This window comes from Veillonella parvula (assembly GCF_001553335.1).
Classification (GTDB): Bacteria; Bacillota; Negativicutes; order Veillonellales; family Veillonellaceae; genus Veillonella; species Veillonella parvula_S.
Genome location: NZ_KQ960776.1, coordinates 1 through 24,870, shown reverse-complemented (window position 1 = coordinate 24,870; position 24,870 = coordinate 1). Strand labels below are relative to the sequence as shown.

General features: G+C 41.9%; 21 protein-coding genes. 20 read left to right on the top strand and 1 reads right to left on the bottom strand.

Features of this window, described 5'->3' with window-relative positions:
• Nucleotides 1–83 precede the first annotated feature (83 nt).
• The 6 genes from HMPREF1865_RS01130 (at nucleotide 84) to HMPREF1865_RS01105 (ending at nucleotide 11,208) form a co-directional block, all read left to right on the top strand.
• Nucleotides 84–1,013 (top strand): magnesium chelatase ATPase subunit I, encoded by a 930-nt coding sequence (locus HMPREF1865_RS01130; RefSeq protein ID WP_060918919.1) that lies wholly within the window; start codon nucleotides 84–86, stop codon nucleotides 1,011–1,013.
• 2 nt (nucleotides 1,014–1,015) lie between these two features.
• Entirely contained in the window at nucleotides 1,016–3,043 is a 2,028-nt protein-coding gene (locus tag HMPREF1865_RS01125) for a VWA domain-containing protein (protein WP_060918918.1), read from the top strand.
• A 3-nt stretch (nucleotides 3,044–3,046) separates the two neighbouring features.
• Nucleotides 3,047–6,670: a cobaltochelatase subunit CobN gene (gene cobN, locus HMPREF1865_RS01120; protein ID WP_060918917.1), complete on the top strand. Its 3,624-nt coding sequence runs from the start codon at nucleotides 3,047–3,049 to the stop codon at nucleotides 6,668–6,670.
• Nucleotide 6,671: 1 nt separating this feature from the next.
• On the top strand, nucleotides 6,672–7,583 hold the full coding sequence (locus HMPREF1865_RS01115) for an ABC transporter substrate-binding protein (RefSeq protein WP_060918916.1): 912 nt from the start codon (nucleotides 6,672–6,674) through the stop codon (nucleotides 7,581–7,583).
• A 22-nt stretch (nucleotides 7,584–7,605) separates the two neighbouring features.
• Nucleotides 7,606–9,474 (top strand): TonB-dependent receptor plug domain-containing protein, encoded by a 1,869-nt coding sequence (locus HMPREF1865_RS01110; RefSeq protein ID WP_060918915.1) that lies wholly within the window; start codon nucleotides 7,606–7,608, stop codon nucleotides 9,472–9,474.
• A 411-nt stretch (nucleotides 9,475–9,885) separates the two neighbouring features.
• Nucleotides 9,886–11,208, top strand: a complete 1,323-nt coding sequence (locus tag HMPREF1865_RS01105) for a pyridoxal phosphate-dependent aminotransferase (RefSeq protein ID WP_008603324.1) — start codon at nucleotides 9,886–9,888, stop codon at nucleotides 11,206–11,208.
• A gap of 157 nt (nucleotides 11,209–11,365) precedes the next feature.
• Here the strand turns inward: HMPREF1865_RS01105 and HMPREF1865_RS01100 are convergent, their stop codons facing one another.
• On the bottom strand, nucleotides 11,366–11,827 hold the full coding sequence (locus tag HMPREF1865_RS01100; RefSeq protein WP_004697882.1) for an ArsR/SmtB family transcription factor: 462 nt from the start codon (nucleotides 11,825–11,827) through the stop codon (nucleotides 11,366–11,368).
• Nucleotides 11,828–12,215: 388 nt separating this feature from the next.
• Here HMPREF1865_RS01100 and HMPREF1865_RS01095 point away from each other — a divergent pair, with 388 nt between their 5' ends.
• The 14 genes from HMPREF1865_RS01095 (at nucleotide 12,216) to HMPREF1865_RS01030 (ending at nucleotide 24,787) form a co-directional block, all read left to right on the top strand.
• A complete protein-coding gene (locus HMPREF1865_RS01095) occupies nucleotides 12,216–13,523 on the top strand; it encodes an FAD-dependent oxidoreductase (protein ID WP_060918914.1) in 1,308 nt (435 codons plus the stop codon).
• Nucleotides 13,520–13,798, top strand: a complete 279-nt coding sequence (locus HMPREF1865_RS01090; RefSeq protein WP_008715118.1) for a ferredoxin family protein — start codon at nucleotides 13,520–13,522, stop codon at nucleotides 13,796–13,798. The genes HMPREF1865_RS01095 and HMPREF1865_RS01090 overlap by 4 nt, the downstream gene beginning before the upstream one ends.
• A gap of 4 nt (nucleotides 13,799–13,802) precedes the next feature.
• Nucleotides 13,803–14,792: an electron transfer flavoprotein subunit beta/FixA family protein gene (locus tag HMPREF1865_RS01085; protein ID WP_038125732.1), complete on the top strand. Its 990-nt coding sequence runs from the start codon at nucleotides 13,803–13,805 to the stop codon at nucleotides 14,790–14,792.
• On the top strand, nucleotides 14,792–15,793 hold the full coding sequence (locus tag HMPREF1865_RS01080; RefSeq protein ID WP_060918913.1) for an electron transfer flavoprotein subunit alpha/FixB family protein: 1,002 nt from the start codon (nucleotides 14,792–14,794) through the stop codon (nucleotides 15,791–15,793). The genes HMPREF1865_RS01085 and HMPREF1865_RS01080 overlap by 1 nt, the downstream gene beginning before the upstream one ends.
• A 367-nt stretch (nucleotides 15,794–16,160) precedes the next feature.
• Nucleotides 16,161–16,919 (top strand): SDR family NAD(P)-dependent oxidoreductase, encoded by a 759-nt coding sequence (locus HMPREF1865_RS01075; RefSeq protein WP_060918912.1) that lies wholly within the window; start codon nucleotides 16,161–16,163, stop codon nucleotides 16,917–16,919.
• A gap of 92 nt (nucleotides 16,920–17,011) precedes the next feature.
• Nucleotides 17,012–17,611: a hypothetical protein gene (locus tag HMPREF1865_RS01070; protein WP_060918911.1), complete on the top strand. Its 600-nt coding sequence runs from the start codon at nucleotides 17,012–17,014 to the stop codon at nucleotides 17,609–17,611.
• A 46-nt stretch (nucleotides 17,612–17,657) separates the two neighbouring features.
• Nucleotides 17,658–18,245 carry a hypothetical protein gene (locus HMPREF1865_RS01065; protein WP_060918910.1) on the top strand — a complete coding sequence of 196 codons (588 nt, stop codon included), beginning with the start codon at nucleotides 17,658–17,660 and terminating at the stop codon, nucleotides 18,243–18,245.
• Nucleotides 18,246–18,491: 246 nt separating this feature from the next.
• Entirely contained in the window at nucleotides 18,492–19,442 is a 951-nt protein-coding gene (locus HMPREF1865_RS01060) for an ABC transporter permease (protein WP_060918909.1), read from the top strand.
• Nucleotides 19,435–20,244 (top strand): ABC transporter permease, encoded by an 810-nt coding sequence (locus HMPREF1865_RS01055; protein WP_060918908.1) that lies wholly within the window; start codon nucleotides 19,435–19,437, stop codon nucleotides 20,242–20,244. The genes HMPREF1865_RS01060 and HMPREF1865_RS01055 overlap by 8 nt, the downstream gene beginning before the upstream one ends.
• Nucleotides 20,245–20,310: 66 nt before the next feature.
• Nucleotides 20,311–21,834, top strand: a complete 1,524-nt coding sequence (locus HMPREF1865_RS01050) for an ABC transporter substrate-binding protein (protein WP_060918907.1) — start codon at nucleotides 20,311–20,313, stop codon at nucleotides 21,832–21,834.
• On the top strand, nucleotides 21,827–22,594 hold the full coding sequence (locus tag HMPREF1865_RS01045; protein ID WP_060918906.1) for an ABC transporter ATP-binding protein: 768 nt from the start codon (nucleotides 21,827–21,829) through the stop codon (nucleotides 22,592–22,594). Before HMPREF1865_RS01050 ends, HMPREF1865_RS01045 begins: the two co-directional genes overlap by 8 nt.
• Before the next feature lies 1 nt (nucleotide 22,595).
• Nucleotides 22,596–23,336, top strand: coding sequence for an ABC transporter ATP-binding protein (locus tag HMPREF1865_RS01040; RefSeq protein ID WP_060918905.1), 741 nt, complete (start codon nucleotides 22,596–22,598; stop codon nucleotides 23,334–23,336).
• 124 nt (nucleotides 23,337–23,460) lie between these two features.
• Nucleotides 23,461–24,168 carry a hypothetical protein gene (locus tag HMPREF1865_RS01035; RefSeq protein ID WP_060918904.1) on the top strand — a complete coding sequence of 236 codons (708 nt, stop codon included), beginning with the start codon at nucleotides 23,461–23,463 and terminating at the stop codon, nucleotides 24,166–24,168.
• 148 nt (nucleotides 24,169–24,316) lie between these two features.
• Nucleotides 24,317–24,787 carry a hypothetical protein gene (locus HMPREF1865_RS01030; protein WP_012863696.1) on the top strand — a complete coding sequence of 157 codons (471 nt, stop codon included), beginning with the start codon at nucleotides 24,317–24,319 and terminating at the stop codon, nucleotides 24,785–24,787.
• Nucleotides 24,788–24,870: the final 83 nt, after the last annotated feature.

The window sequence follows — 24,870 nt, the reverse complement described above, 5'->3', positions numbered from 1 at the left end:
GATACTTAGCGTTTTCCTAGAGGTTATTGATTTATTATGTATGGTGACTATTTTGTATTGCGAATCTGAGTGAGGTTAGGTGTATGCTATATCCATTTACTGCTATTGTTGGTCAAGATGAAATGAAATTGGCCTTGTTGCTCAATGCCATAAACCCATCAATCGGCGGTGTCTTAATTGAAGGCGAAAAAGGCACTGCTAAGTCTACGGCTGTACGTGCGTTAGCGAATCTGTTACCTCCTATGGAAACAGGCGCATCAGCGATGTCTGTTGTTGAGCTACCTATCAATGCTACAGAAGATCGCGTTGTAGGATCCATAAATTTGGAAAAGGCATTGCAAGAGGGAGTAAAAGCCTTTGAACCGGGTATTTTACACGCAGCCCATCAAAATATTCTTTACGTAGATGAGGTTAATCTATTAGATGACCACATTGTAGATATTTTGCTAGACGTGGCGGCTATGGGGGTGAATACGGTAGAGCGGGAAGGGGTGAGCCATTCTCATCCATCTCGTTTTATCCTCGTGGGCACGATGAATCCTGAAGAAGGCGACCTCAGACCTCAACTGCTAGACCGTTTCGGACTATCTGTTATGGTCTATGGAGAACAGGACCCGGCACAACGTATGGAGGTAATCAAGCGTCGCCTCGCCTTTGGCGACAATGCTGAAAGCTTTGTAGCGTCTTACAAGGAATCAGAACGTAGCCTGCACGAACGTTTATTACAAGCTCGTGAAGTATTGCCAGGCATCATCCCATCTGATGATGTGTTGTTGCAAATAGCGAGTATCAGCACAGGTGTCGGCGTTGATGGACATCGCCCAGACATTACGATGATGCATACGGCTCGTGCTCATGCAGCCTTTCACAGTCGCAACCAAATTACAGCGGAAGACCTCAAGGTGGCGGCACGATTAGCGTTAAAACATCGCTTACGTCGCTTGCCATTTGAAGAACAAGGTTACGATGAGGAGCGCATTGATACAGTGGTATCGGCAGTGCTTGAGGGCTAGTTATGGAAACATCTGTACAAGAGGCCCTCGAAATAGGCCTTGTAAACGACCAGATTCATACCATTGTTATTTCTGGAGGTACCGGTGTTGGTAAAAGCTATGTACTTCGTCAGTGCCTCGAGAAATGGCAAATTCCATATTGTTTGATACCTGTTTATATAGATACTTCACAACTACAAGAGTCCATCGATTTTGAAGCATCCCTTGCAAAGGGCAAGATGGTTATGACATCTGGCTTATTAGGGGATACGAGTAATCGATGCTGGGTCGTCGATGATGCTCACGTTCTGTCGCCTGAAGTTCGCCATGCACTATTGGTAGAAGCAAAACGTCGTCAAATACTACTGATACTGACCATAAATCATGAGGATAGAACCTTAGATGATGCGGAGTGGGAGCTCGTAGATGTGCATGTATCTATGGACGTACCTACACTACAAACTAAGGTGAAGGTGTTGCAACGAAGGCGAGATGAAATTGAGCCTTCATCTGAGGATTTATTGAGCCTAATAGATTCTAAACGAGTTCAATCTATAGCTGTTCCTGATGCTATGCTTTCACTGGCTATATCCTATGCATTGCAAGCTCGAACCGTGGGCTATGGAGCAGAGTATGTATTATTACAAGTTATGAAATCACTGGCAGTTCTTGATGGCAGTTCTTACTGCAAGCCGTCACATGCGGAACGAGCCGCGCTCTATGTACTGCCTCATCGCATGAAGCGCAATGATACATCTAAGTCTCAGACTTCACAAGGAGAGGAATCAAATAATTCAAGTGAACAAAACCAGTCGCAGAAGAATACTGAAACAGCAACAGATAATTCGGATGTAGACGACTCTGATAACTTTGATTCCGAAGATTCCAAGCGTGATGAATCCCATTCTGATGAGTTAAACGCTAATGGGCTGGATAATTCAAATATCGATGGTCATGCCGGCTCAAGTGATATGGATTTTGACGATGGTAAATCAAGAGAATCCAATCATCCAGAAACATTAGAGTCTACAGCGAATGAGCGGGGAACTTCTGATTCAATGAATACTCAAGGTGATGTATCTGATAGAATATCTTCTTTATGCTTACCCGATACTGTTGCCCGTATAGCTAACCAATTCTTTCAATGGAAATTGCAATCTTCTAAAACAGTAGACCGTCAGTATCGTAAGGGTTCTGGTCGGCGTCTCATGACTAAAACAAAGGATAATAGGGGGCGCATGATTCGAGCCTATCAAGATGAACAGGCTTTAGAGGATTTGGCTTTAATTGACACATTGCGTGCAGCCGCACCGTATCAACGATTGCGGGCCGTTGAAAGGGTAAAACAATTACAGGTAGATACCCCATTAAATGTAGTGGAGCAATCTGTTACATCGGAATGCTTATGTCAAATGGCCCCACAAGCAGAGCGTCATGATTTAAAAGTGCTATCTATTGTAGTAAAACCTCAAGATTACCGCCGAAAGGTTCGGGAAAAGAGGATTGGTGCGTATCAGCTTTTCGTAGTGGATGCCAGTGGCTCTATGGCAGCTCGCCATCGCATGGAGGCGACAAAAGGTGCGATTTTGAGCCTCTTGCGTGACTCTTATGTTCACCGTGATTCGGTGGGACTCATTGTATTTCGCAAGGACTCCGCAGAGGTATTATTGCCTTTCACCCGTAGTGTAGAGCGAGCAGAACGACTGTTAGCTACATTGCCAACGGGGGGCAAGACGCCCTTAGCCCAAGGTTTACGAGTCGCCTATACTATGTGTGATAGATTGCTTCGCAGATATTCGGCGGAGCGGATTCAAATGATTTGTATTACCGATGGTCGTGCTACTTCGGGGGCTTCTGAGGACCCTGTAGGGGAGGCGAAACAATGGGCTCGTATTTTAGGGACCTTTCCAGTAGACTGTATCGTTATCGATACGGAAACGGGCTTTATCAAGCTCGGCTTAGCTAAGGAATTGTGTAAATTAATGAATGGCAGTTATTATGCGATGGACTCTATTACGTCAGATAGTATTTTGCGCGTATCGCGGAGGTAGATCATGAGTCGACTCCTGTATATTTCTAATTTAGGAAAACAAATCCAATATATAGAAAAAGCTGTTGCTACTTACCCGGAACTCTTACAGGGCGAGGTGGACCTTTGCAATATGAAAAAGCCTCCTCAATGGGATGCTGACTTTGAAAGTCGCTTACGCGCTGCCGATGTAGTTCTGGTAACGAATATGGGGGTTGGTTTAGACTCGCCCTTCTTAGAACGTCTGGAACGCTGGTTATATGCACATCATCCTAAATACTGGATCGATGTAGTAGAACCTAAGAAAACAGATATTTTATATCGCAATTTGGATGAGGATAAACGGGTTCTTCTTGAAAGCTACCGCCGAACTAGTGGGGTCATGAATTATGTACGCTTAATCAACGGTGCTTTCAGTACAAAACCTCCCTCTGAATGGGAAGAGCCAGATCCTATTCCTTGGCAAGCCATTATGGGTCGAGAAGGCAATATCTACGAAACCTATGATGAGTTTATGGATGCCGAAGGGCATCGAAATTGGCCATCTATAGCGGTCTACTTTTACCGTGACGAATGGATCATGGGGGATATTGAGTATCAACAGGCCTTATTTGAAGAGATTTATCAACATCAATACAATCCAATTATCTTTTATGGTCAGTATGGCTCGAATCCGCGCGTAGGCATTCCGAATATGAAGCTGTCCATGAACCATCTTTTTGGGAAGGATGTATTCCCCTTTGATGTGCTCATAAATACTTGTAAATTTTCCTTTCAGTCCTTAGGTGCTCAAACCTTGGAGGAGTTAAAGCTACAGGATGTTCCTATCGTTCAGGGTTATACCATATACATGGATGAGAAATCTTGGGCCGAGAATCCACAAGGTGTAACACCTTTAGACGTGAATTTATCTATATCTCAGCCTGAGCTAGATGGGGCTATTCAAGGCGGTGTTGTGGCATGCCAAACCTATGATGAGCGTGGACACTATGTGTACTTGCCTGTGAAAGAACGCATCGCTGCTATTGTACAACGAGCTATTAAATGGTCTACATTGCGCCATATCCCTGTATCGGAGCGAAAAGTGGCCGTTATATTACATAACTATCCGCCTAAGAACTCCAACATTGGCTCTGCCGCAGGTCTTGATACACCTGAGTCGGTGTTGCGGTTATTGCGAGACATGAAAGCGGAAGGTTATACCATCGATAGGGTGCCAGAAACGAGTGCAGACTTGATGGATGTGGTAACATCTCATATGACGAATGACCGCTCCATGCTCACCGATGAGCTACTAGCCTCTGCAGAAGGTCGCTTAAGTAGTGATGATTACAAAGCATATTTTGCTACACTGCCAGAAGATACGCAGGTGGCGATGGTCAAATCTTGGGGCGAAGCCCCAGGGGATGTATTCGTCTACGATAATGAAGTCATTATTTCCGGTTTCTCCAATGGCAATCTGTGGATTACGGTGCAGCCACCCCGTGGGTTTGGGGAGAATTTATCGGCTATTTATCACGATCCTTGCTTGCCACCACCGCATCAATATTTAGCGTTTTATCACTGGGTGCGCAATGTCTTTCAAGCTGATGCGGTTATTCATGTTGGTACCCATGGCTCTCTAGAATGGCTGCCAGGTAAAGGGGCTGGACTCAGCGCTAGTTGTTATCCGGAAATCGGCATTTCCAGTTTGCCAAATATTTACCCGTATTGGACAACCATTATAGGGGAAGGCATACAAGCCAAGCGCCGTAGCTCGGCTTGCTTAGTGGGGCACTTGTCGCCGCCGATGACGACAGCGGGCCTCTATGATGAGTTCGAAGAATTAGAGGCCTTGCTCGATGAGCATAGTCATTTTGAGCAAGAACATCCTGAAAGCGTCTCTACTATAGGTGAAGTGATTCGGGAAAAGGCCATGGAGTGCCATCTCATCGATAAAGAACGAGGTTCTACCATGACGGTGGACGATATAATTACAGAGGTCCACGAAAAGCTGAGCGACTTGAAACATATGCAGATGCGCAATGGTTTGCACATCTTGGGGCAAGGTCCTGAAGGGGAAGCATTAGAAGAGTTTATTACTGCTATTGTAAGCACTCCTCAAGGTGAAATCGCGTCAGGCCTTGCCACCATCGCAGAAGAATTAGGTTATGATTGGTCTTATATGGCGGAACATGCTGGCGAAATTCATTCAGATGGTATACGATATAGTGTTACCATAGATCAAATTTGGAATGAATTGCATAGCTTTGTAAGGCATGTGATCAATATACCAGATTATACAGTGCCCGAACGGTTAGAACCTTTGGCGAATGCGATCGTTCGAGAGTATATTCCAAAATTAGGTGACACCAAGAACGAACTAACCTCTATTTCAAATGCCTTACAGGGCAGATATGTAGAGCCCGGTCCAGGTGGAGCCCCCTCGAGCGGTCAAGTCGACGTACTGCCTACGGGGCGTAACTTCTATGGTTTAGATGAAAGAGCTTTACCGACGAAGATAGCCTATCAATTAGGCATAGAGTTAGCAGATCAAGTTATCGCTGACTATATTTTGAATGAACAACGGTATCCTGAGACGATTGGCATTATCCTATGGGCTACGAGCAATTCTAGAAGTCATGGTCAGTGCTTGGGTGAGTTCCTTTACTTGTTAGGAGTTCGACCTAAATGGCAATCGGGCGGTCGTGTGTCAGGTTTAGAAGTGATTCCTTTAGAGGAATTGCAGCGCCCTCGCATCGATGTGATGGGCCGCATCAGTGGCCTCATTCGAGATATGATGCCTACTGCTATCTGCTGGCTCGACAAAGCCGTTGAAATGGTGGCAGAATTAGATGAGTCGTTGGAAGACAACTACGTGAAAAAGCATATTCACGATGATGTAGACTGGCTCGTTGAGCAAGGTGAGGACCCTCTATTGGCTACTAAAAAGGCTAGACTCCGCATCTTTGGCGATCCGCCCCAAGCTTATGGCACGGGTGTAGGTGCCTTGATTGAAGGCAAAAACTGGGAGTCTTTACAAGATATTGCTCAAGTTTATAGCCAGTGGAGTAGCTTTCACCTGCACAAGGACATTCCTCAGGACATGAGGCTATTCCAACGTCGATTAACCACGATGGATGTGACCATTAAGAACGAAGATAATCGAGAAACCCATATTATGAGTGCTGATGATTATTATAGTTATCACGGTGGTCTCATTGCGGCGGTGCGCACCGCAAAGGGCAGTGCGCCGCGCGCCTATGTGGGGGATAGCTCAGACCGCAGTCGTGTTGTGATGAGGCCTTTAGGTGATGAAATTCGCCGCGTCGTGCAAGGGGAAACGCAGAACCCTAAATTTATTCAAGCCATGATGAAACATGGCTATAAAGGGGCATCGGATATGTCGAATGTCGTATCCCATACCTTTGGTTGGGATGCTACGAGTGATGTCGTACCAGACTGGGTCTATGAAGGGTATGCTAATAAGTATGCTTTAGACAAGACGGTACAAGACTGGATGCGCAATGTAAATCCTTGGGCCTTACAGCGCATTACAGAAACCTTGCTAGAGGCTTCTCAACGTGGCTATTGGAATGCATCGCCTGAAATATTACAGGATTTGCAATCATTATTTATTTCCATGGAAGGGGTTATAGAAGGTCGTTAGTATGAAGCATAGAATATCTATTATATGTACCATAGTAATGATGGTACTTCTAGTGGTCGGTTGTGGTCCTACGCAGACGGGGACTACGGGCACGACACATCAGGTTACTGATGGCATTGGTGTAACTGTTACGGTGCCTAGTGAGCCGAAGCGCATCGTCCCTATTGCTGCCAGTACAGAGGATATAGTGTTATCCTTAGTTGATCCGAGCCGAGTGGCAGCCGTTGGTACCGTGCCTAACAATGTGCCTGACGAGTCTGCCAAGGTGGGGACGCATGTGAAAGCAACTGCTGAATCCATGCTTTCAGTACAACCTGATTTAGTATTAGTTCCAAACTGGATGTCTCCAGATGCAATTGGGGAAATGCGGAATATGCAGATTCCCGTTTACGTCTATAAGACTCCGACTACGGTAGAAGAAGCAAAAGCAGTTATCCATGAAATTGCAGGACTCTTACACGCTTCGGATGAAAAGATGATTGCTAGCATGGATGCAGATTTGAAAACTGTCGAAGCGTTAGCAAATAAACATACCGGTGAACGCCCTGTAGTAGCATTTTATACGCAATTTGGTTTAACCGGTGGCAAAGGGTCAACCTTTGATGATATGACTAAATATCTGAAGGTTACCAATGCGGCCGCCCAATTAGGCTTGGGGCCTTTTGATAATGGGACGCGAGAGGATTTAATTAAAGCGAATCCAGACATTATCATCATCCCATCGGTGGCCTATACTTCGGATGGTACTACGCCAGCAACGGCAGAACAGCTCTATTCTGACCCTGCTTTGCAAGGGGTTAAGGCCATCGCCAATCGTCGTGTGTTCCTCGTAGATTCCTCGCAGGTCATGAGTTATTCCCAATTTATGACACGGGCAATGGTTTCTATGGCACAAAATATATATAACAAATGATTTAGTGTGTGTGGAGGTTTTTATGAAAGTATCAAGAATGCAACGATTATCCATGTACATAGGGTTAGCTCTCGTATTTGGTAGCACATTGAGTGCTTCTAGTGTATCAGCTGTTGACGCTGGTGATGCGAAAGAAGCGCATACCATTGTTGTTACGGCGACTCGTAGTGAACAACAGCTTTCAGAAGTGCCAGCTAGTGTAGGCGTAGTAACAGGCGACGATATTCGTGAGCGCCATGCTACGAATATGAACGAAGCCTTGAACATCGTACCGGGCGTAGATATTAATACGTATGGTGGTGGCGTAGGTTACACGAACTCCAATGCATTCCGCATCAATGGGTCTGACCAAGTATTGTATTTGGTAGACGGCATCAATATGGGGGCGGCTGGTGTGAATCCGCCGATGACTATTTTGAAAGATATGTCTAGTATTGATCGCATTGAAGTTCAACGTGGTGCAGGCTCTACATTGTATGGTTCCGGTGCCATTGGTGGTGTAGTAAATGTAATCACCGCAAAACCTGAGCAAGGTGTACAAACTAAGCTTCGCGTGATGGGTGGCAGCAATGATTTAGAGCAATACGCAATTACCAACGAAGGTAGCCAAAATGATTGGTATTGGCGTGTAGGCGTACAAAAAGATATCATTGGCTCCTACAAAGATGGTCATGGCGTGCGTGTTCCTCAACATGGCAACAGCCATACAGCATCTTTCATGGTGGGCAATAAAATCAATGATAAGAACGATGTAAAAATAGCTTACGATACATATCGTGGTGATGTAATGTACTCTGACCATTTGGGTGCTCTCAACCATATTCGTTATGGTAATGAAGCGAATGACTCCTTACGCGCGATTTGGAACAACAAAATCAGCAATCGCTGGAGTCATCAATTATACTTGATGAACAATCACTATAAAACAACATATGATGGATACTTAACAGATGTGAAGACTCGTGGTATTGGGGATCAAGTTACGTATAAAGCAAAAGACCATACTGTAGTAGGCGGCTTTGATTGGAGACAAGATAAGGTGCTTAATATGGGCGGGGTGAAGCTTACGAATACATCTTACTTCATTCAAGATGAGTGGAAATTCGCTCCTAAGTGGACTGTAACGCCTGGTATCCGCGTTGACCATCATTCCTCCTTCGGTACACATACATCTCCATCCATTAGTCTTGGCTATGATGTAAATGAGAAAACAAATGTATATGCTGCGTATAAAGAGTACTTCTTGGCACCTACACCATACCAATTATTTGATGGCTTCAATGGCAATCGCAATTTGAAACCGGAAACAGGTCATGAATTTGATTTAGGTGTACACCATAAATTCGGTAAAACTTGGAATAGTAATCTTAGTTTCTTCAGCCGTAGTACGAAGGATAAAATCGGTTGGGTTATGACAGATCCAGCAAATTTTACAGGCCAATATCGCAATTTTGACACTGAAAAAGCTCGTGGCATCAATGCGGATGTGCGTAAACAATTGACGAACCACTTGTCCGCACGCCTTGGCTATACGTATACTCATATTGATGCGACACCAACTCGCAAAGCAAATCGCGATGGGTATGTGCCAAAACATGCTGTTAATGCAGGCCTTGATTACAACGATGCTAAATGGGATGCTCATTTGGATATCCGCGGTATCATTAATCGTCCTGGCCCTGCAGATAATGTATTCCCACGTAAAACGTACTGGTTGGCGGATATCAGCGCTAACTATCGTGTACGCGAAAATGTTACTATATTTGGTCGTATCAATAATATCTTTGATACATACTATGCAGAACAATCTAACGTTCGTTGGGGCAACCCTGGTGACTGGTGGCCAGGTCAAGGTCGCAACTTCCGTCTAGGTGTAGAAGTGACTATCTAATAGATATAACTACTGTAATGGTTCGATTATAAAGCTATACTAATAATTGACAATTACATCATAGTTATTTGTATAGCTTCAAAATGTAATCTATATCATGGTGAAAGAGCCTCTTATGGGGCTCTTTCATTTTTATTATAATTTTTGATGATATATTGAGACCGCACTAAGCACCATGAGAGTTATTTTCAATAACCGATAAATTGGGTATAGGTAAATAAGTATATGTTATAAAACTATAGATTTTCTATAGTAAAAGCTCTATAATATTATGTATCTATCTATAGGTATTCATAGTTTATGTTTTGTGATGTAAACGTATATTTGCTTGTATAGTAAGTGTTTTGTTACTTTCACAGTTATCAAAACCTTCCCATGGAGAAGGTTGATTTTTAGAGGAGTTGGATCGAAATGAAACAACCAGAATTATCGCCGTATATGATGGCTCGCAAGCCGTCTGGCATTCGCCTAGGACAAATTAAATTCTTGGAACGTAAGAACCCACCTATCTTGGTGAATGGTTCTATTGGCAATGTAATGCGTCCTATGCATCCCGCCATGCAGCGTAGGTTGTTTGATTTGGGTGGTGTCAATAGTCCGTTCCACAATGGCATTGTGCCATATGTACCAACTACGGGCACTGATGAATGCCGTGAAGCATTTCTACATATTTTGCGCAGTCAAGGTTTTGATACGACAGGCCTTGATGTACTCGTAACAGACGGTGCATCCATGGCGATGGAAATCATCATGCTCGGCGTATGTGGTGGTGCCGGTGAAGAGGAACGCCCTCTCTTGATGTTCAATCCTTCTTATACAAATTATGATGCAGTAGGTCTTCGCATAGGTCGTAAAACTGTAACAGTAGAACGGGAGCTCAATGAAAATGGTGAGTTCGAATTGCCGTCCGTAGAGACTGTAGAGAAGCGCATTATCGACACAAAACCTGGTGCATTGCTCATTATTCCTTATGACAATCCTACAGGTCAATTATTTAGCAAAGAAACGCTCATTGAATATACTAAATTGTGCGTTAAACATAATTTATGGATTATCTCTGACGAAGCGTACCGTGAATTGGCTTATGAAAAGGGGAAAGAAACATCTAGTATTTGGGCTTTAACCGATAAAGATGTGCCTGGCATCGAAGGTCGCCGTATTAGCCTTGAAACAGCTAGTAAGGTTTGGAATGCGTGTGGGCTTCGCATTGGAGCCATCATTACGGATAATAAATTGTGCTATGAAAAATCTGTTGCGGAGTATACGGCAAACCTTAGCGCTAATACATTGGGCCAATATATCTTTGGCGCTTTGAAGCACGAGTCCTATGCGCAGTTGCATAACTGGTATGAGCAACAACGCGACTACTATCGTCAAATGATCTTTGAACTCCATAAAGGCTTTAAAGAGGTAGAACCGGACTTTATCGTGTCTCGCCCTGAAGCGTCTATTTACTTTGTAATCGACGTGAGAAAGGTTGCAAAACCTGGCTTTGATGGTGTAGAATTTGCTTCTTGGTGTGCCGAACACGGTGCAGTAAGCCTTGATGACGGCAAGGAATATACACTTCTCATGGCACCGCTCAATGGTTTCTATAGCGGTAAAAATGGCGATAATAACCCTGGTAAAACACAATTGCGTGTGTCTTTCTGTGAAAACCCAGAGCTATTGCGATTGGCTCCTGAATTATTATCTAAACTATTCAGAGCTTACGAAGCACAACGAAATGTATAAAAGTAAAGAGTGCCCCCCAAAATGGGGAGGCACTCTTTTTACGTTATGAGTTATATATATACTATAAGTGGTATAGTATCACATAAAAAAGAGCTATAATTTTGAATATTATAGCTCTTTTCGTTTTTCCCTAGATATGGTAAGTAGGGAAGGGCTTTTATTTACTTTCTTCATCATGCTGCGGTCCCTTAGTACGTATTTCGACTGCCAGTTGCTCGCTAGGTATGGAGCTTTCATCAATTGATGGATATGATGTGTCTTCTAAGATAACCGTTTCTAATAATTTGTCAATTTCGTCAGACTGTATGGATACTTCTTTGTTGTACCATTCGCCAAATTCGTGAATAACCTCTTCGTTGCGACGGAAATAGGTATATTGGTCGATTTTACGCGATTCTACAAGTTCAGCATTCTCTAAGATGCTCATAAATGTAGAAATAGAAGATTGTGATACACCGCAGCGCTTTTGGATACTCTTAACGCTCACACTATGAGGGAAATCGATAAGAGTGTTAGAGTGTACTTGTACACCGAATTCTTTCTCTGGGTGTTTTAGCCACAATATAATATCTAACCGATGCGGATTTGATAATGCTTTCAAGATTTTTAACGGGTCCATAGGGCCTCCTCTTAATTAAAAAATAACGAGTTCCCAACCTTGACCGTGGACTTGCATTATGCGGTCGTATTATACGCGTCTTGCTCCGTATAGGGTTTTTGCTACCTTTATCATACGCTACTTTTACCATGAAAGCTAGACTTACTTATAAAATTCACGAATTGATGAATTTTATTGCACTCATCTAGAAGGGAAAGTATACATTAGTATTAATATATAATGAGTATATATACAACATGTATAGATTATTATAATATATTTCTGAAAAATATAGAATATATTCATCTTTCTGTGATAATTTTTAAAGGTATTTTGGTTCTAAATAGAGAAATATATATACTATATGAACTTATGTAAGTCTAAGCTTTCATTTAAAGGAGCTGAGTATATGGCAATTAATCGCAATGAAACATTTGATGTTATCGTTGTTGGCGCAGGGCCAGCGGGGTCTGCGGCAGCATTACGCTTAGCGGAGCAGAGGGTAAAAGTTTTACTCATCGAACGTGGCACCGCACCAGGTGCTAAAAATATGATGGGTGGGCGCATCTACACACATTCTTTGGAGCGTCTTGTACCGGACTTTAGAGACCGTGCGCCGTTGGAACGAAAGGTGACAAAAGAGCGTATTTCTATTGGTACGGGTAATGAAATGACCACCATCGAGTATAGTTACCAAGATGGTGAACCTAATGAAGAATCCTACGTAGTATTACGTGCTAAATTTGATAAATGGTTAGCAGAAGAGGCGGAGAAAAAAGGGGCTCTCCTCGTGTCTAATGTACAGGTAACTGAGCTTATTACCGAAGGTGAAGGAAAACGTCGCCGCGTAATAGGTGTTCGCTGTCATGATGACGAAGTATATGCAAAACTAGTTATCATCGCAGAAGGTTCTAATACATTATTATTGGAACAGGCTGGTCTTACAGGTCCTACAGATCCAAAAACAATGGCTGTAGGGGTGAAAGAAGTATATAAACTCAAAAAAGAAGATCTTGAAAATCGGCTTATGCTATCTGGCGATGAGGGGATGGCGTGGCTTACTTTGGGCGATATGACCGATGGCTTATTGGGCGGTGGCTTTATTTATACGAATAAAGACAGCCTTTCCGTAGGTATGGTTGTAGGCCTTGAAGATATCGGCAAAGCCAATAAATCGGTAGATGACATGTTGTTAGCTTTCACCAATCATCCAAGAATTGCACCATTATTGAAAAATGGTCAATTGAAGGAGCATAGTGCGCATCTCGTACCTGAAGGCGGGTTTAAAGCTCTGCCTACATTGGGTGGTAATGGGTATGTTATCGTTGGTGATGCGGCGCGCATGTGTATGAACTTGGGGTATACCATTCGTGGGATGGACCTTGCCATCGAATCTGGCATGTGTGCAGCCGATGCAGTTAACGTAGCCTTGCGCGATGAGAACATGGAGCGCGTTGATAAATTGTATGAACGTCAAATCAAGAACTCTTGGCTATATAAGGACATGAAGCTTTATAAAAATATGCCTGCCTTCCTCGCATCAAACCCTCGCATATTCAAAGAGTATCCAGCTCTTGTGAATAATGTGATGCGCGATGTATTCACTGTAAACGGTGATGGGGCAGTGCCAATGATGAAAAAATTGATGAGTAGTGTAAGTGATGTAGGTTTAGTTACCTTGATTCGTGATGCTTGGAAAGGGGTGCGTTCCCTATGAAATTAGAAGAGCGCTTGGGCGCCAATAAATACTATGTAGATGAAACGTCTCCTCATATCATTGTGGATGGCGCTGGCTTTGGTCTGGAAGAGAAAATGAAACTCGTAAATGGCTGTCCTGCTGGTTTATATACATTACAAGAGAATGGCGATTTAGCCTTTGATTTCGCTGGTTGCCTTGAATGCGGTACCTGCCGTGTTCTCTGTGGCGAAACCATCGTAAAAACTTGGAAATATCCGCGTAATGCTAAGGGCGTAGAATTTAGACAGGGGTGAGTGTATGGAGTTATTAGTATGTATCAAACAGGTTCCAGATACATCTGAGATTAAGCTGGATCCGGAAACGAATAATCTCATCCGCACAGGTCTGCCTAGTATTGTAAACCCTTATGATATGCATGCGTTAGAGGCAGCGCTTGCGGTAAAAGACCAATATGAAGGTAGCCGTGTAACCGTTGTCACTATGGGGCCTCCTCAAGCCGAGGCGGCACTTCGCGAGTGTTTATCCCTCGGTGCGGATGATGCGGTGCTCATTACAGACCGTGCGTTTGGCGGTGCAGACACATTGGCGACAAGCTATACAATTGCCTCAGCCATTCGTCATATTCAACGTACCATGAATCGTGAATTCCAAATCATTTTCTGCGGCAAGCAGGCTATCGATGGTGATACGGCTCAGGTAGGGCCTCAAATTGCTGAGGAATTGGGCATGGCGCAAGCTACCTATGCTTGTGAATTATCCGTAGATCAAGCAGCCCAAAAAGCGATTGTAAAACGAGAACATGAAAATGGTTACGAAATTGTGGAAGTTCCATTACCTCTATTGGTAACGGCTACGGCTGAACTCAATGAGCCTCGCCAACCCGGTCTTTGGAGCTCGATTTATGCTAAACGATACACGATTACGCATATTACATTGCGAGATATGCCGCATATTGATGAAAGCCGTATTGGTCTCAATGGCTCTCCTACACGTGTGCGCAAGGTATACCAACCACCGCTTCGGGGCAAGGTAGAAATGCTTTCATCCGTAGACGAAGGCGCTAAGAAAATTCTTGAATTAGCTTATAATATCAAGCCAGAAAAGTTTTCTCATCTATTAGTGCCCAGCGAAGAACTGGTTGAAGAGCCTGTAGATACCAATGATGAGGGCGTAGATGTAAAAGATCCTGTGCAGCGGGCTGCCTCTGTTGAAAGTGTATCCTCCAGTGAGTTTAAGGTTTTAGCAGCTGTTAAAGGTGAAGAAGGTTCCAAAGGAGGTGATCGATAATGGGAGTGACAAATTTTGATGAATATAGAGACGTCTTTGTCGTAGCGGATACCATCGATGACGTAGTGCATCCGGTTACGTATGAACTTATCGGTCAAGCTCGCCGTATTGCTAAGGAATTGGGCCAACTCGTTCAAGTTATGCTGCTTGGTGAGAATGTTCAATCCGAGGCGGAGGAACTTGTGGCACATGGTGCGGATATTGTTCACGTTTTTGAAAGCCCTCTTTTGAAATACTATACAACAGACGGCTATACAAAGGTTTTGACGGACTTCTTTGAAGATCATAAGCCTAATATTCTTTTGATTGGTGCAACAAATAATGGCCGTGACCTAGCACCACGTATGTCTGGTCGCATGAAAAATGGCGTCGTAGCTGACTGTACGATTTTGACAGTAGATACTGAAGAAGGTCTTGTAGAATGGACACGCCCTGCCTTGGGGGGAAATATTTTAGCTGAAATTATTTCCCCAAATCATCGCCCACAAATGGGTTCTGTCCGTCCTAATGTATTTAAAAAGCCTGAACGCATTGCAGATAGTTGGGGACGCATTCAAATTGAACCATTCGACCTTAAACCTGAAGATATTCGCATGAAGCGTCTTGATTTCATTCCGTTCAGCAAAGCTGGGTACAACATTCAAGAAGCGGATATCATTGTGGCCGGTGGTCGTGGCATGGGGGCTAAAGAAAACTTTGATAAGCTTTACGAACTTGCTGATGCTATCGGCGGCGTTGTAGGTGCTACACGTCCTCTCGTTGAAAAGGGCTGGATTGAATTGCCATACCAAGTAGGCCAAACAGGTAAAACTGTAAGTCCTAAGCTATACTTGGCATTTGGTATCTCCGGTGCTATTCAACACGTGAGCGGTATCTCTGGTGCTGACACAATCGTGGCTATCAACAACGATCCAAATGCAGAAATCTTCCAACACGCTAACTATGGGATAGTGGGGGATTGCATGGAAGTGTTAAATGATATATTGGCGCATTTGAAATAAAAGACGTAGTATTTGAGCTCTACTTATCAGACTAAATAAGACATAGGGATACCTATCCTCAGCCTTCATGGGTACGCGTAGCGCCCAAGGCGGCTTCGAATAGGTATCCCTATTTGTCTTACTGCTGCTGTAGAGCTCAAATATTAGCGTATTATAAACAAATGCGCCGACATATTATTTATACAAAGGGAAAGTCGCTTCCAGAACGGTAATCCTTTTTCATTTCTATGCGTTTTACCTTAAAATGCGTCAATATGTCATTTTGGGGAGTAGGAGAGTGTGGTACGCCTAGTAGCCTAGAGTCCATTACATATTAAAGTGGTATAATTAGGGTATAGATATAGTTTGGATTGATAAGGAGGTTCTTATGGCTCGTCATGTTTTTGTTACTGGTGCAACGTCTGGTATTGGTCTTTGTATTGCCGAGGCGTATGCAAAGTATGGCGATAATGTGTTGATTTCTGGACGTCGCGCTGAGGTGTTAGCTGAGGTACAGGCTCGTTTGTCTAAGGAGTATGGCGTGCGCGTTGAGACTTTGGTTCTTGATGTGCGTAGTCGTGAGGATGTTGAAAGCAAGGTTCCAGCAGCAATTGAGGCTTTTGGTGGCGTTGATGTCCTCGTAAATAACGCAGGTCTTGCACAAGGCTTAGATCCTTTCCAAGATAGTACTGTCAATGATGCGGTGACTATGATCGATACGAATGTGAAAGGTCTTTTATATGTAACAAAAGCTGTACTACCTTATATGATTGATAAAAATGCAGGTCATATTGTGAATATGGGCTCTACTGCTGGTATTTACGCATATCCCGGTGGTGCTGTTTACTGTGCCACAAAGGCGGCTGTTAAGATGTTGAGCGATGGTATTCGGATGGATACGATTGCAACGGATATTAAGGTCACAACCATTCAACCGGGCATCGTAGAGACTCCATTTAGTGAAGTTCGCTTTCACGGTGATGCGGAAAGAGCTAAAGCCGTCTATGCTGGCATTGATGCCATCCAACCTGAGGATGTGGCGGATGTTGTGTTATACGTAACAAACCAACCTAAACGCTTGCAAATTTCTGATGTCACAATCATGGCTAACCAACAAGCAGCTGGATTTATGGTGCATAAGAAATAGTTATTTGAAATTTTATATCATTTAGTATATAATTGATAGGAAAGTTTTGATAAATATAATTTTACAAAACTGATTAAAAGGATATTATTGTTATGGGAGCAAAGATAAAGTTATTTTTATTGGCTATATTTGCATGTGTGTCTATTAGCTTATATAATATTGCTAGTGCTCAAGATTCCTCTAGTGGGGGCGTATCTATGCCAATGTCTAGTGGTATTGCAGTTGAAGTTACAGAACCAAATTTTATTATGCCGAGTCCGGTACATGTATTCCCCACAGTTCAACAAGCAGCGGAGTATGTGAATATAACACCACAGATGCCAAAGTTGCTACCTGTAGGCTTTAATATTCAATCTGTCATAACCTTAGAGAAAGATATATTACAAGTTGTTTATGTCTATGAACCTGGCACGGAGCCATATTACAACAAAGCTAGCGGCGCACTTATTATATACCGCTCATCTAACTTAACTGGTGATATTAGTGGTGACCATAAGATTCATAAGGTAATAGAAACTGAAAGTGTAGACGGTACAAAGGTTACTTTCAAAGGCAGTAAGAAAATGGTCTATCTTGCATCGTGGATAAAAGATGGGCAGAATCACTCTTTAGAGTTTCAGCATCCCGTTACGCGAGATATGGCGAAGGCTATAATTCGTAATATTGTTGAAGAAAAATCACATACAAAATAAATGTGTTTTTAAAAATTTTCGTGTTGAGCGAAGGGAGATTATACCCATGGTTAAGAAATTTGTATTGATGGCTGTTGCTTGTGCTTGTGTAGGTTCTTATACTGTTGCGGGTGCTCAAGGTACTATTGATGTAAAACCGAATCAACCTAAATCTGTGGTAGCTGAACAAGAAGTGTCAATGGTTGGCATGCCAAGCCCGTTTCATGAGTTTTCTACTGTAGATGAAGCGGCTAAATATATGAACATTACACCTCAAATGCCTAAGGTATTACCTGTAGGTTATAACATTGAATCTGTAAGTACTATTGATAAGGATGTATTGCAAGTGGTTTATGTTTACCAACCTGGTGAAGATGCTACTCGTAATCAAGCTGCAGGCAAACGCATCGTGTATCGCGTATCTAATGAAATAAAAGAAGATATTAGCGGCGATTATAGCGATTTTCGTGTAACAGCTAATGAGAAAGTAAACGGCACAAAGGTTATTTTCAAAGGTGGCAATAAAATGGTATATCTCATAGGTTGGACCAAAGACGGTCAAACTCATGGAATGTACTTCGAACGCCCTGTAACTCGTGACATGGCTAAAGCGATCGTTGCTAATACAGTAGCTCCAAAACAACATACAAAATAATTTACAAAATAATATAAAAGTCCAGGCCTAATGGGATAGGCATGCGAGTTGTGGTGAAGCACTCGCATGGACACTGTAAGGGTTTTATATAGAACGGCTCCTCATATGAGGGGCCGTTTTTGTTGGTATGCAAAACTTTCATAATGAGAATCACTCTAATATACCTCTGCGGGTATACTTATATATAAAGACTATTGATAGAATAGAAATATAGTTAATTTATAATAAAAGAAGGCAGGTGATGTATTGTATCGATTAATATTACAGCGTTTGGCGAGTATTGTTGGTATTTTACTAGTTGTAACTATCGGTACATTTGTATTGATTAAACTATCCCCCATTGACCCCGTGGCGATGAAGTTTAATCTAGTAGGGGCTACACCTGATCCGGTATTAGTAGAACAGATGCGAGAACAGTTGGGCCTCAATGACCCGTGGTGGCAGCAATACCTACGTTGGTTAGGTCAAATTGTACAAGGGGACTTTGGTGAGTCCATTCTGTATGCTTTACCAGTGGCGACCATTCTTGGCGGTGCCTTGCCTAATACCTTGGGGCTAGTATCCTTAGCTCTTGTTATGGGAATCGTGGTGACCATACCGCTCGGTATGTTATCTGCAAAGTATCAAGACTCATGGATTGATCATGGGGTTCGTCTCGTTACATTCCTAGCATTAGCAATCCCTGGGTTCTGGGTCGGTTTATTATTACTGTACTTATTCGGTGTTAAATTACAGCTAGTGTCGGTAACGAATACCAATGGCTTTTCTGCCTATGTATTGCCCGCGGTAACCCTTGCTTTATGGATATGTGGTCTCTACATTCGTCGATTGCGCAATGCTATTTTAGAAGTGTCGCGACAGCCCTTTGTACAGGGGGCACGAGCATTAGGATTGCCAGAATGGATGGTCTACACCCGTTACATATTCCCTCATGTGGGACTTATGTTGTTGCCTATGATGGGGGTAACTATGGGCGCTATGCTAGGTGGCTCTGCCGTTATTGAAACGGTATTCTCCATAAAAGGTATTGGTTACATGATGGTACAAGGTATTATGGCTCGCGATTATGTATTGATGCAAGGTTATATCATCTGGATTACCTTGGTGTTCATCGTGATAAATATCATCATTGATGTATTGAGTGTTTGGCTGAATCCGAAGCGAAGAGCCGCTATAAAAGGAGGCTCTTATGAATAGACAAAAGCCCTATACTTTATACGCCATGTTGGTATTAGCAGCTCTGTGGATCGTATTTTTCTTATGTGCTCCCTATATAGCACCCTTTGATCCTGAAACAACTAGTATCGCGGACCGCTTACAAGACATTAGTAGTACCCATCTATTAGGTACTGACCAACTCGGTCGTGATGTGTGGTCTCGTATTCTGTACGGTGGTAAAGCCTCTTTAGGGATTGCTTTCACCATCATTGGCATTAGTGGGGCCATCGGTATTGCTATTGGTGGATTAGCAGGATTCTCTACACCTCGCATTGATCGTTGGTTATCTCGCTTAATTGATTTGGTACTAGGGTTCCCGAACATGGTAATTGCTATTGCTTTCATCGGTATTATGGGACCTAGCATAACGAATGTAATCATTTCCTTATGTATTACGAAATGGGCAGAGTACGCCCGCATCACTAGAGGCCTCGTACAGATTGAACGCCACGCGGAGTACATTACCTTTGCTCGCATGTCGGGCGCTTCGAACCTACGAATATTGTGGCGCTATATTCTGCCGAATGTATTGCCACCGTTGGTGATCGTTATTATTCAACATTTAGGGGACGCCATCATTTTGGTAGCCAGTTTTTCGCTCATCGGCATCGGTGTACAACCGCCGGATCCGGAGTGGGGCGCGATCCTGTTGAGTTCCCGAGATTTTCTACAAACGGCGCCGTGGCTGCTAATTTACCCAGGGCTCGCTATTTTTATTACCGTTGTTTTATTTAACTATATTGGTGATGCGTTGCGGGATGCCCTTGATGTATCTCGTTAACCGTGCTGTGTATAGATTTTTTATGGTGAAAGCCTCAACGAGGCAATGTACTTTAAAGGAGATATTATGAAACGTTGGTTGTTAGCATGTTTGTCCATGCTATGCATGGTAGCTCTCTTGGTTGGCTGTGGCAATGATACTGCTAAAGATGGCAAACAAGGGAAGCATATGAATGTTGGTTTGTATTGGTTTGGTGAAACATTAGACCCAACTCACGAATGGGATGCGTGGACATTGACGCGTATCGGCGCTGGTGAAACATTGGCAACAGTAACACCAGATATGAAATTTACTCCACAATTGGCAGACTCCTGGGAAAATGTGGACCCTACAACATGGAAATTCCACATCCGTGAAAACGTAAAATTCCACAATGGTACTCCGATGACGCCTCAAAAGGTAAAAGAGTCCATTGAGTATACGATGAAACAAAGTGCTCGTTCCGCTAAAGCTGTTAAAATCGAGTCCATCACAGTAGATGGTCAAAACTTAATCATTAAAACTACAGAGCCTAATGGTTCCTTGTTATCTAGCTTGACTGAACCTGCTTTCGTTATCATGGATACTGCAGATCTTAAAGACGTAGCATCTAAACCAGTTCTTACAGGCCCTTATAAAATAACTGCTTTCACAAAAGGTGAAACAATCGAACTCGCTGCCTTCGCAGATTACTGGGGTGGCAAACCAGGTCTTGATACTGTAACCGTAAAAGACATTGAAGACAACAACAAACGCGCTATGGCATTACAATCTAAAGACGTTGATGTAATCCAAAAAGTGGACTCTGCTAACCGCAGCTTGTTCAAAGACGGTTTCAATATTCAAGACGTTGCTGGCGTTCGTGTGTTTATGTTGAAAGCAAACCACACAGAAGCATCTCCATTGCATGATAAAGCTGTACGCTCCGCTATTGCTCATATCATTAACTATGATTCCATGGCTAAAATCATCGGCAATGGCTCTACACCAGGGGCGGCACCATTCCCGCCATCTGCCAACTTAGGCTATGATGCGATTGTTAATAAACCGATGACAGATGTAGCAAAAGCTGACCAAATCTTGACTCAAGCTGGTTACGCTAAGAATGCAAACGGCATGTATGCAAAAGATGGCAAAGAATTAGCGATTACTATTGCTATTTGGGGTAAAGACACAAGCTTATACGAAGAAATCCAACAAGAATTGAAAAAAGTTGGTATTGCTGTAACTCTTAAGAAATTACAAAGCCCTGATGAAGTAGATACACTTGGTACAGATGGTTTTGATTTGGTAGAACGCAATGTAGTGACTATGTCTACAAACGATCCTTACTGGTTCCTCAGCTTATTCTACAAAACTGGTGCGAAAGCAAACGTTGGCGGCTACACTAATTCTCAAGTAGATGCGTTAATCGACCAATTGTCTGTAACATTTGATCAAAACGAACGCTCTAATATTGCAAAACAAGTGCAACAAATCTTAGTTGATGACGTAGCAGATATTTATTTGTTGTATCCAAGTGCAACGGTTGTATCTACTACAAAAGTTAAAAATGTACCGGTACATCCAATCGATTACTACTTATTAACAAAGGATTCTACTATTGAATAAATCTGATTGTATCGTATTTAATAAGGTTACAATTTCATACGGTGCGGAGCAAGCGGTACGCGATGTATCCTTCTCCATGCCCAATGGTGAGGTTTTTGCCATCGTTGGTGAAAGCGGATCTGGTAAATCTACGTTAGTTCGTGCCGCCTTTGGCATGTTGAAACAAGCTAACATTAGCGGCCAAATTTTGCTAAACGGAACCGATGTTTCTACATTGAGTGATGGTGATTGGCGACAATTGCGGGGCACGAAGACTTCTATGATCTTTCAAAATCCCAGCGCCTATCTAAATCCAAATCGCACCGTAGAAAATCACTTCAAAGATTTATTCCGTGCTCATGGTGAAAGCTATGATGTAAGCCGCGTTATAGATATGCTTAATCTTGTTCACTTAACTGACGGAGAGCGTATCTTGCAGTCCTATCCGTTTCAATTGAGTGGTGGTATGCAACAACGGTTTGCAATAGCCTTGAGCCTTATCTTGAAGCCGAGCATCGTATTTGCTGACGAACCGACTAGTGCCTTAGATATGCTCGTGCAAGCCTCTGTATTAGATCTTATGAAGGAGGTCACCCAGGCCCTTGGGGCAACGGTGATTATCGTAACTCATAATATCAAGGCGGCGGCGCGCATTGCTAATAGCATTGGGGTTATGAATAAGGGGCAACTCGTTGAAGTAGGCTCTACCGAAGAGATCATGGCCCATCCAAAGGATGAGTATACTCGTATTTTGTTAGATTCCGTAATGAAAGTGGTGTAGTATGATTCAACTTGAGAATATATGTAAACAATATACGAACCACAATCATACGGTTTACGCCGTTGATAACGTATCCTTTTCTGTAGCGGAGAATGAACGGGTAGGTATTGCTGGTGGTAGCGGTTCTGGTAAAAGTACATTGCTTAGGATGATTGCCATGCTAGAAAAACCTACATCTGGCACCTTGCGACTCTTTGGTGAGGACATCCATTCTATTCAAAATCATACAGAAATATATCGCTCTATGCAGATGATGTTCCAAAATCCCTTGGCGGTGATTCCACCGAGAATGAACTTAGAAGCATTTCTCTTAGAGCCATATATCAACTATAGGCTTATGGATATAACCGCTGCAAAGGAAGATATCCGTAAATGGATTCAACATGTAGATCTACCTGAAACGATTGTTCAGAAATATCCTCATGAAGTAAGTGGTGGTCAGCTGCAACGGTTAGTACTGGCAAGGATTATGTTGATGCATCCAAAACTAGTACTCTTTGACGAACCTACATCAGCCCTTGATGCGGTGAATCAAAAGTTGGTACTAGATTTATTACAAAAACTCCATAGGGAACAACCCTTTGGCTACGTATTCGTCAGCCATGATATTGGACTTTTACAAGCCGTAACAGACCGAATCATCGTTATGAAAGATGGACAAATCGTAGAAACTATCGAATCAAAACGACTTAAAGAAGCGGTACACCCATATACAAAAGCGCTTGTCAGTGCTGGAGAATAAAGAAGGCCCCTGTTATACAGGGGCTTTTTTATACGTATAATCAATAAATTATACGATTTTAACTATAAGTAAAATTATAATAGTATATTATGGTATGATATTTTATGAATAAAAGGAGGTATATATGAGTGGGAGTATTATGGCATTGATAAATTTAGTTAGAAAACGATTTGATTTATTTACAAAGATTTTTGTTTTACTTTTTTTGTTATGTTTGTTTGCTGATTACTTATATGCTTATTATGGAGTAAATATATTAGATTTTGAATCTATATTACCTCAAATAGTAAAAGTATTGCTAAAAAAAGTTGAGTTTATTCTTTATTGGCTAATCCCTTTTGTATGTAGCATACCAGGAATATTATTTTTGATACTACTTATAGCTTATATCCTAGAAGTTATAATAAAGCAATTAGATAAAAAAGAATACTTCATGAAATTATCTGAAGATTTTTATAAGTTGTTAAGCCATATGGAGTCATACTGTCAATTTATAAGTAATCAAAGTTTTGACTTATTACAATTATCAATAGTCTATATTCCTTTTATTGGAGGCGTATATTATATTCTTGCGATGTTTAATCATATAGGTGTTTTAATTTCTCCGGATTGGTATACTTCATCATTTGAAATCATCAATCCTATAAAGCACTTTATTTCTCTTAGCTGTTTACTTCCTAATATGACACATAAAGAATGGATTGAATTAGTATTCGTATTTAGTCGGAGCTTTATTTACGGATACTGTATATATTGGTTTTATATTAGTTTATATATCTCTATAAAAAAAGAACGTGAACTATTAAGAAAACGGAGTATAAGAGAGGAATAGCTGCTTGTGAATTAGAATTTTTTAGAACCGATGATAAATACATATTGTGAGATAAAGTATTTTGTAGAATATGTAAGTTAGTAGGTCAAATTAGTTATATAAAGGAATTATATTTAGTTCATCTACAAACACTAAAAGGAGATATTTTATGAATACCTTAGGGCGTTTTTATGATGCATTAAAGATTGCATTAGATATGTTGTTTTATAAAGATCAATACTTAATATTTAATGAAACTGATAATCATGTAAGTGAGTTGTCCATTTCACATAAGATTGGGCACTATTTATCATTATGTATAGATGAGTATGATGTAGACTGTGAATATAACCGGGATTTAGCTGATTCTAAAAAGAATAAGGCTAATGAGTTGATAAGGCCAGATATTATAGTGCATAGACGTGGATGTAATAGTAGCAATTTTGTCGTTATAGAAGTAAAACCTTGGTGGAATGATAATGCGGAGGAGGATATCAAAAAATTAGCTGAAATGACAGAAGAAAATGGAAGGTTTGAATATGATTATGGGTGTAGTATAATTATCACAAAAAATAGATACGATGTTACTGCAACCATATTATCTAAGGGGGATATTATAGAACGTAATATCAAGATATAACTCAAATAATATAAATAAAAATAGTTCCCTTAGGAGCTATTTTTATTTATATAACTTGAATTGCAATAAGTAATGCGACAAAA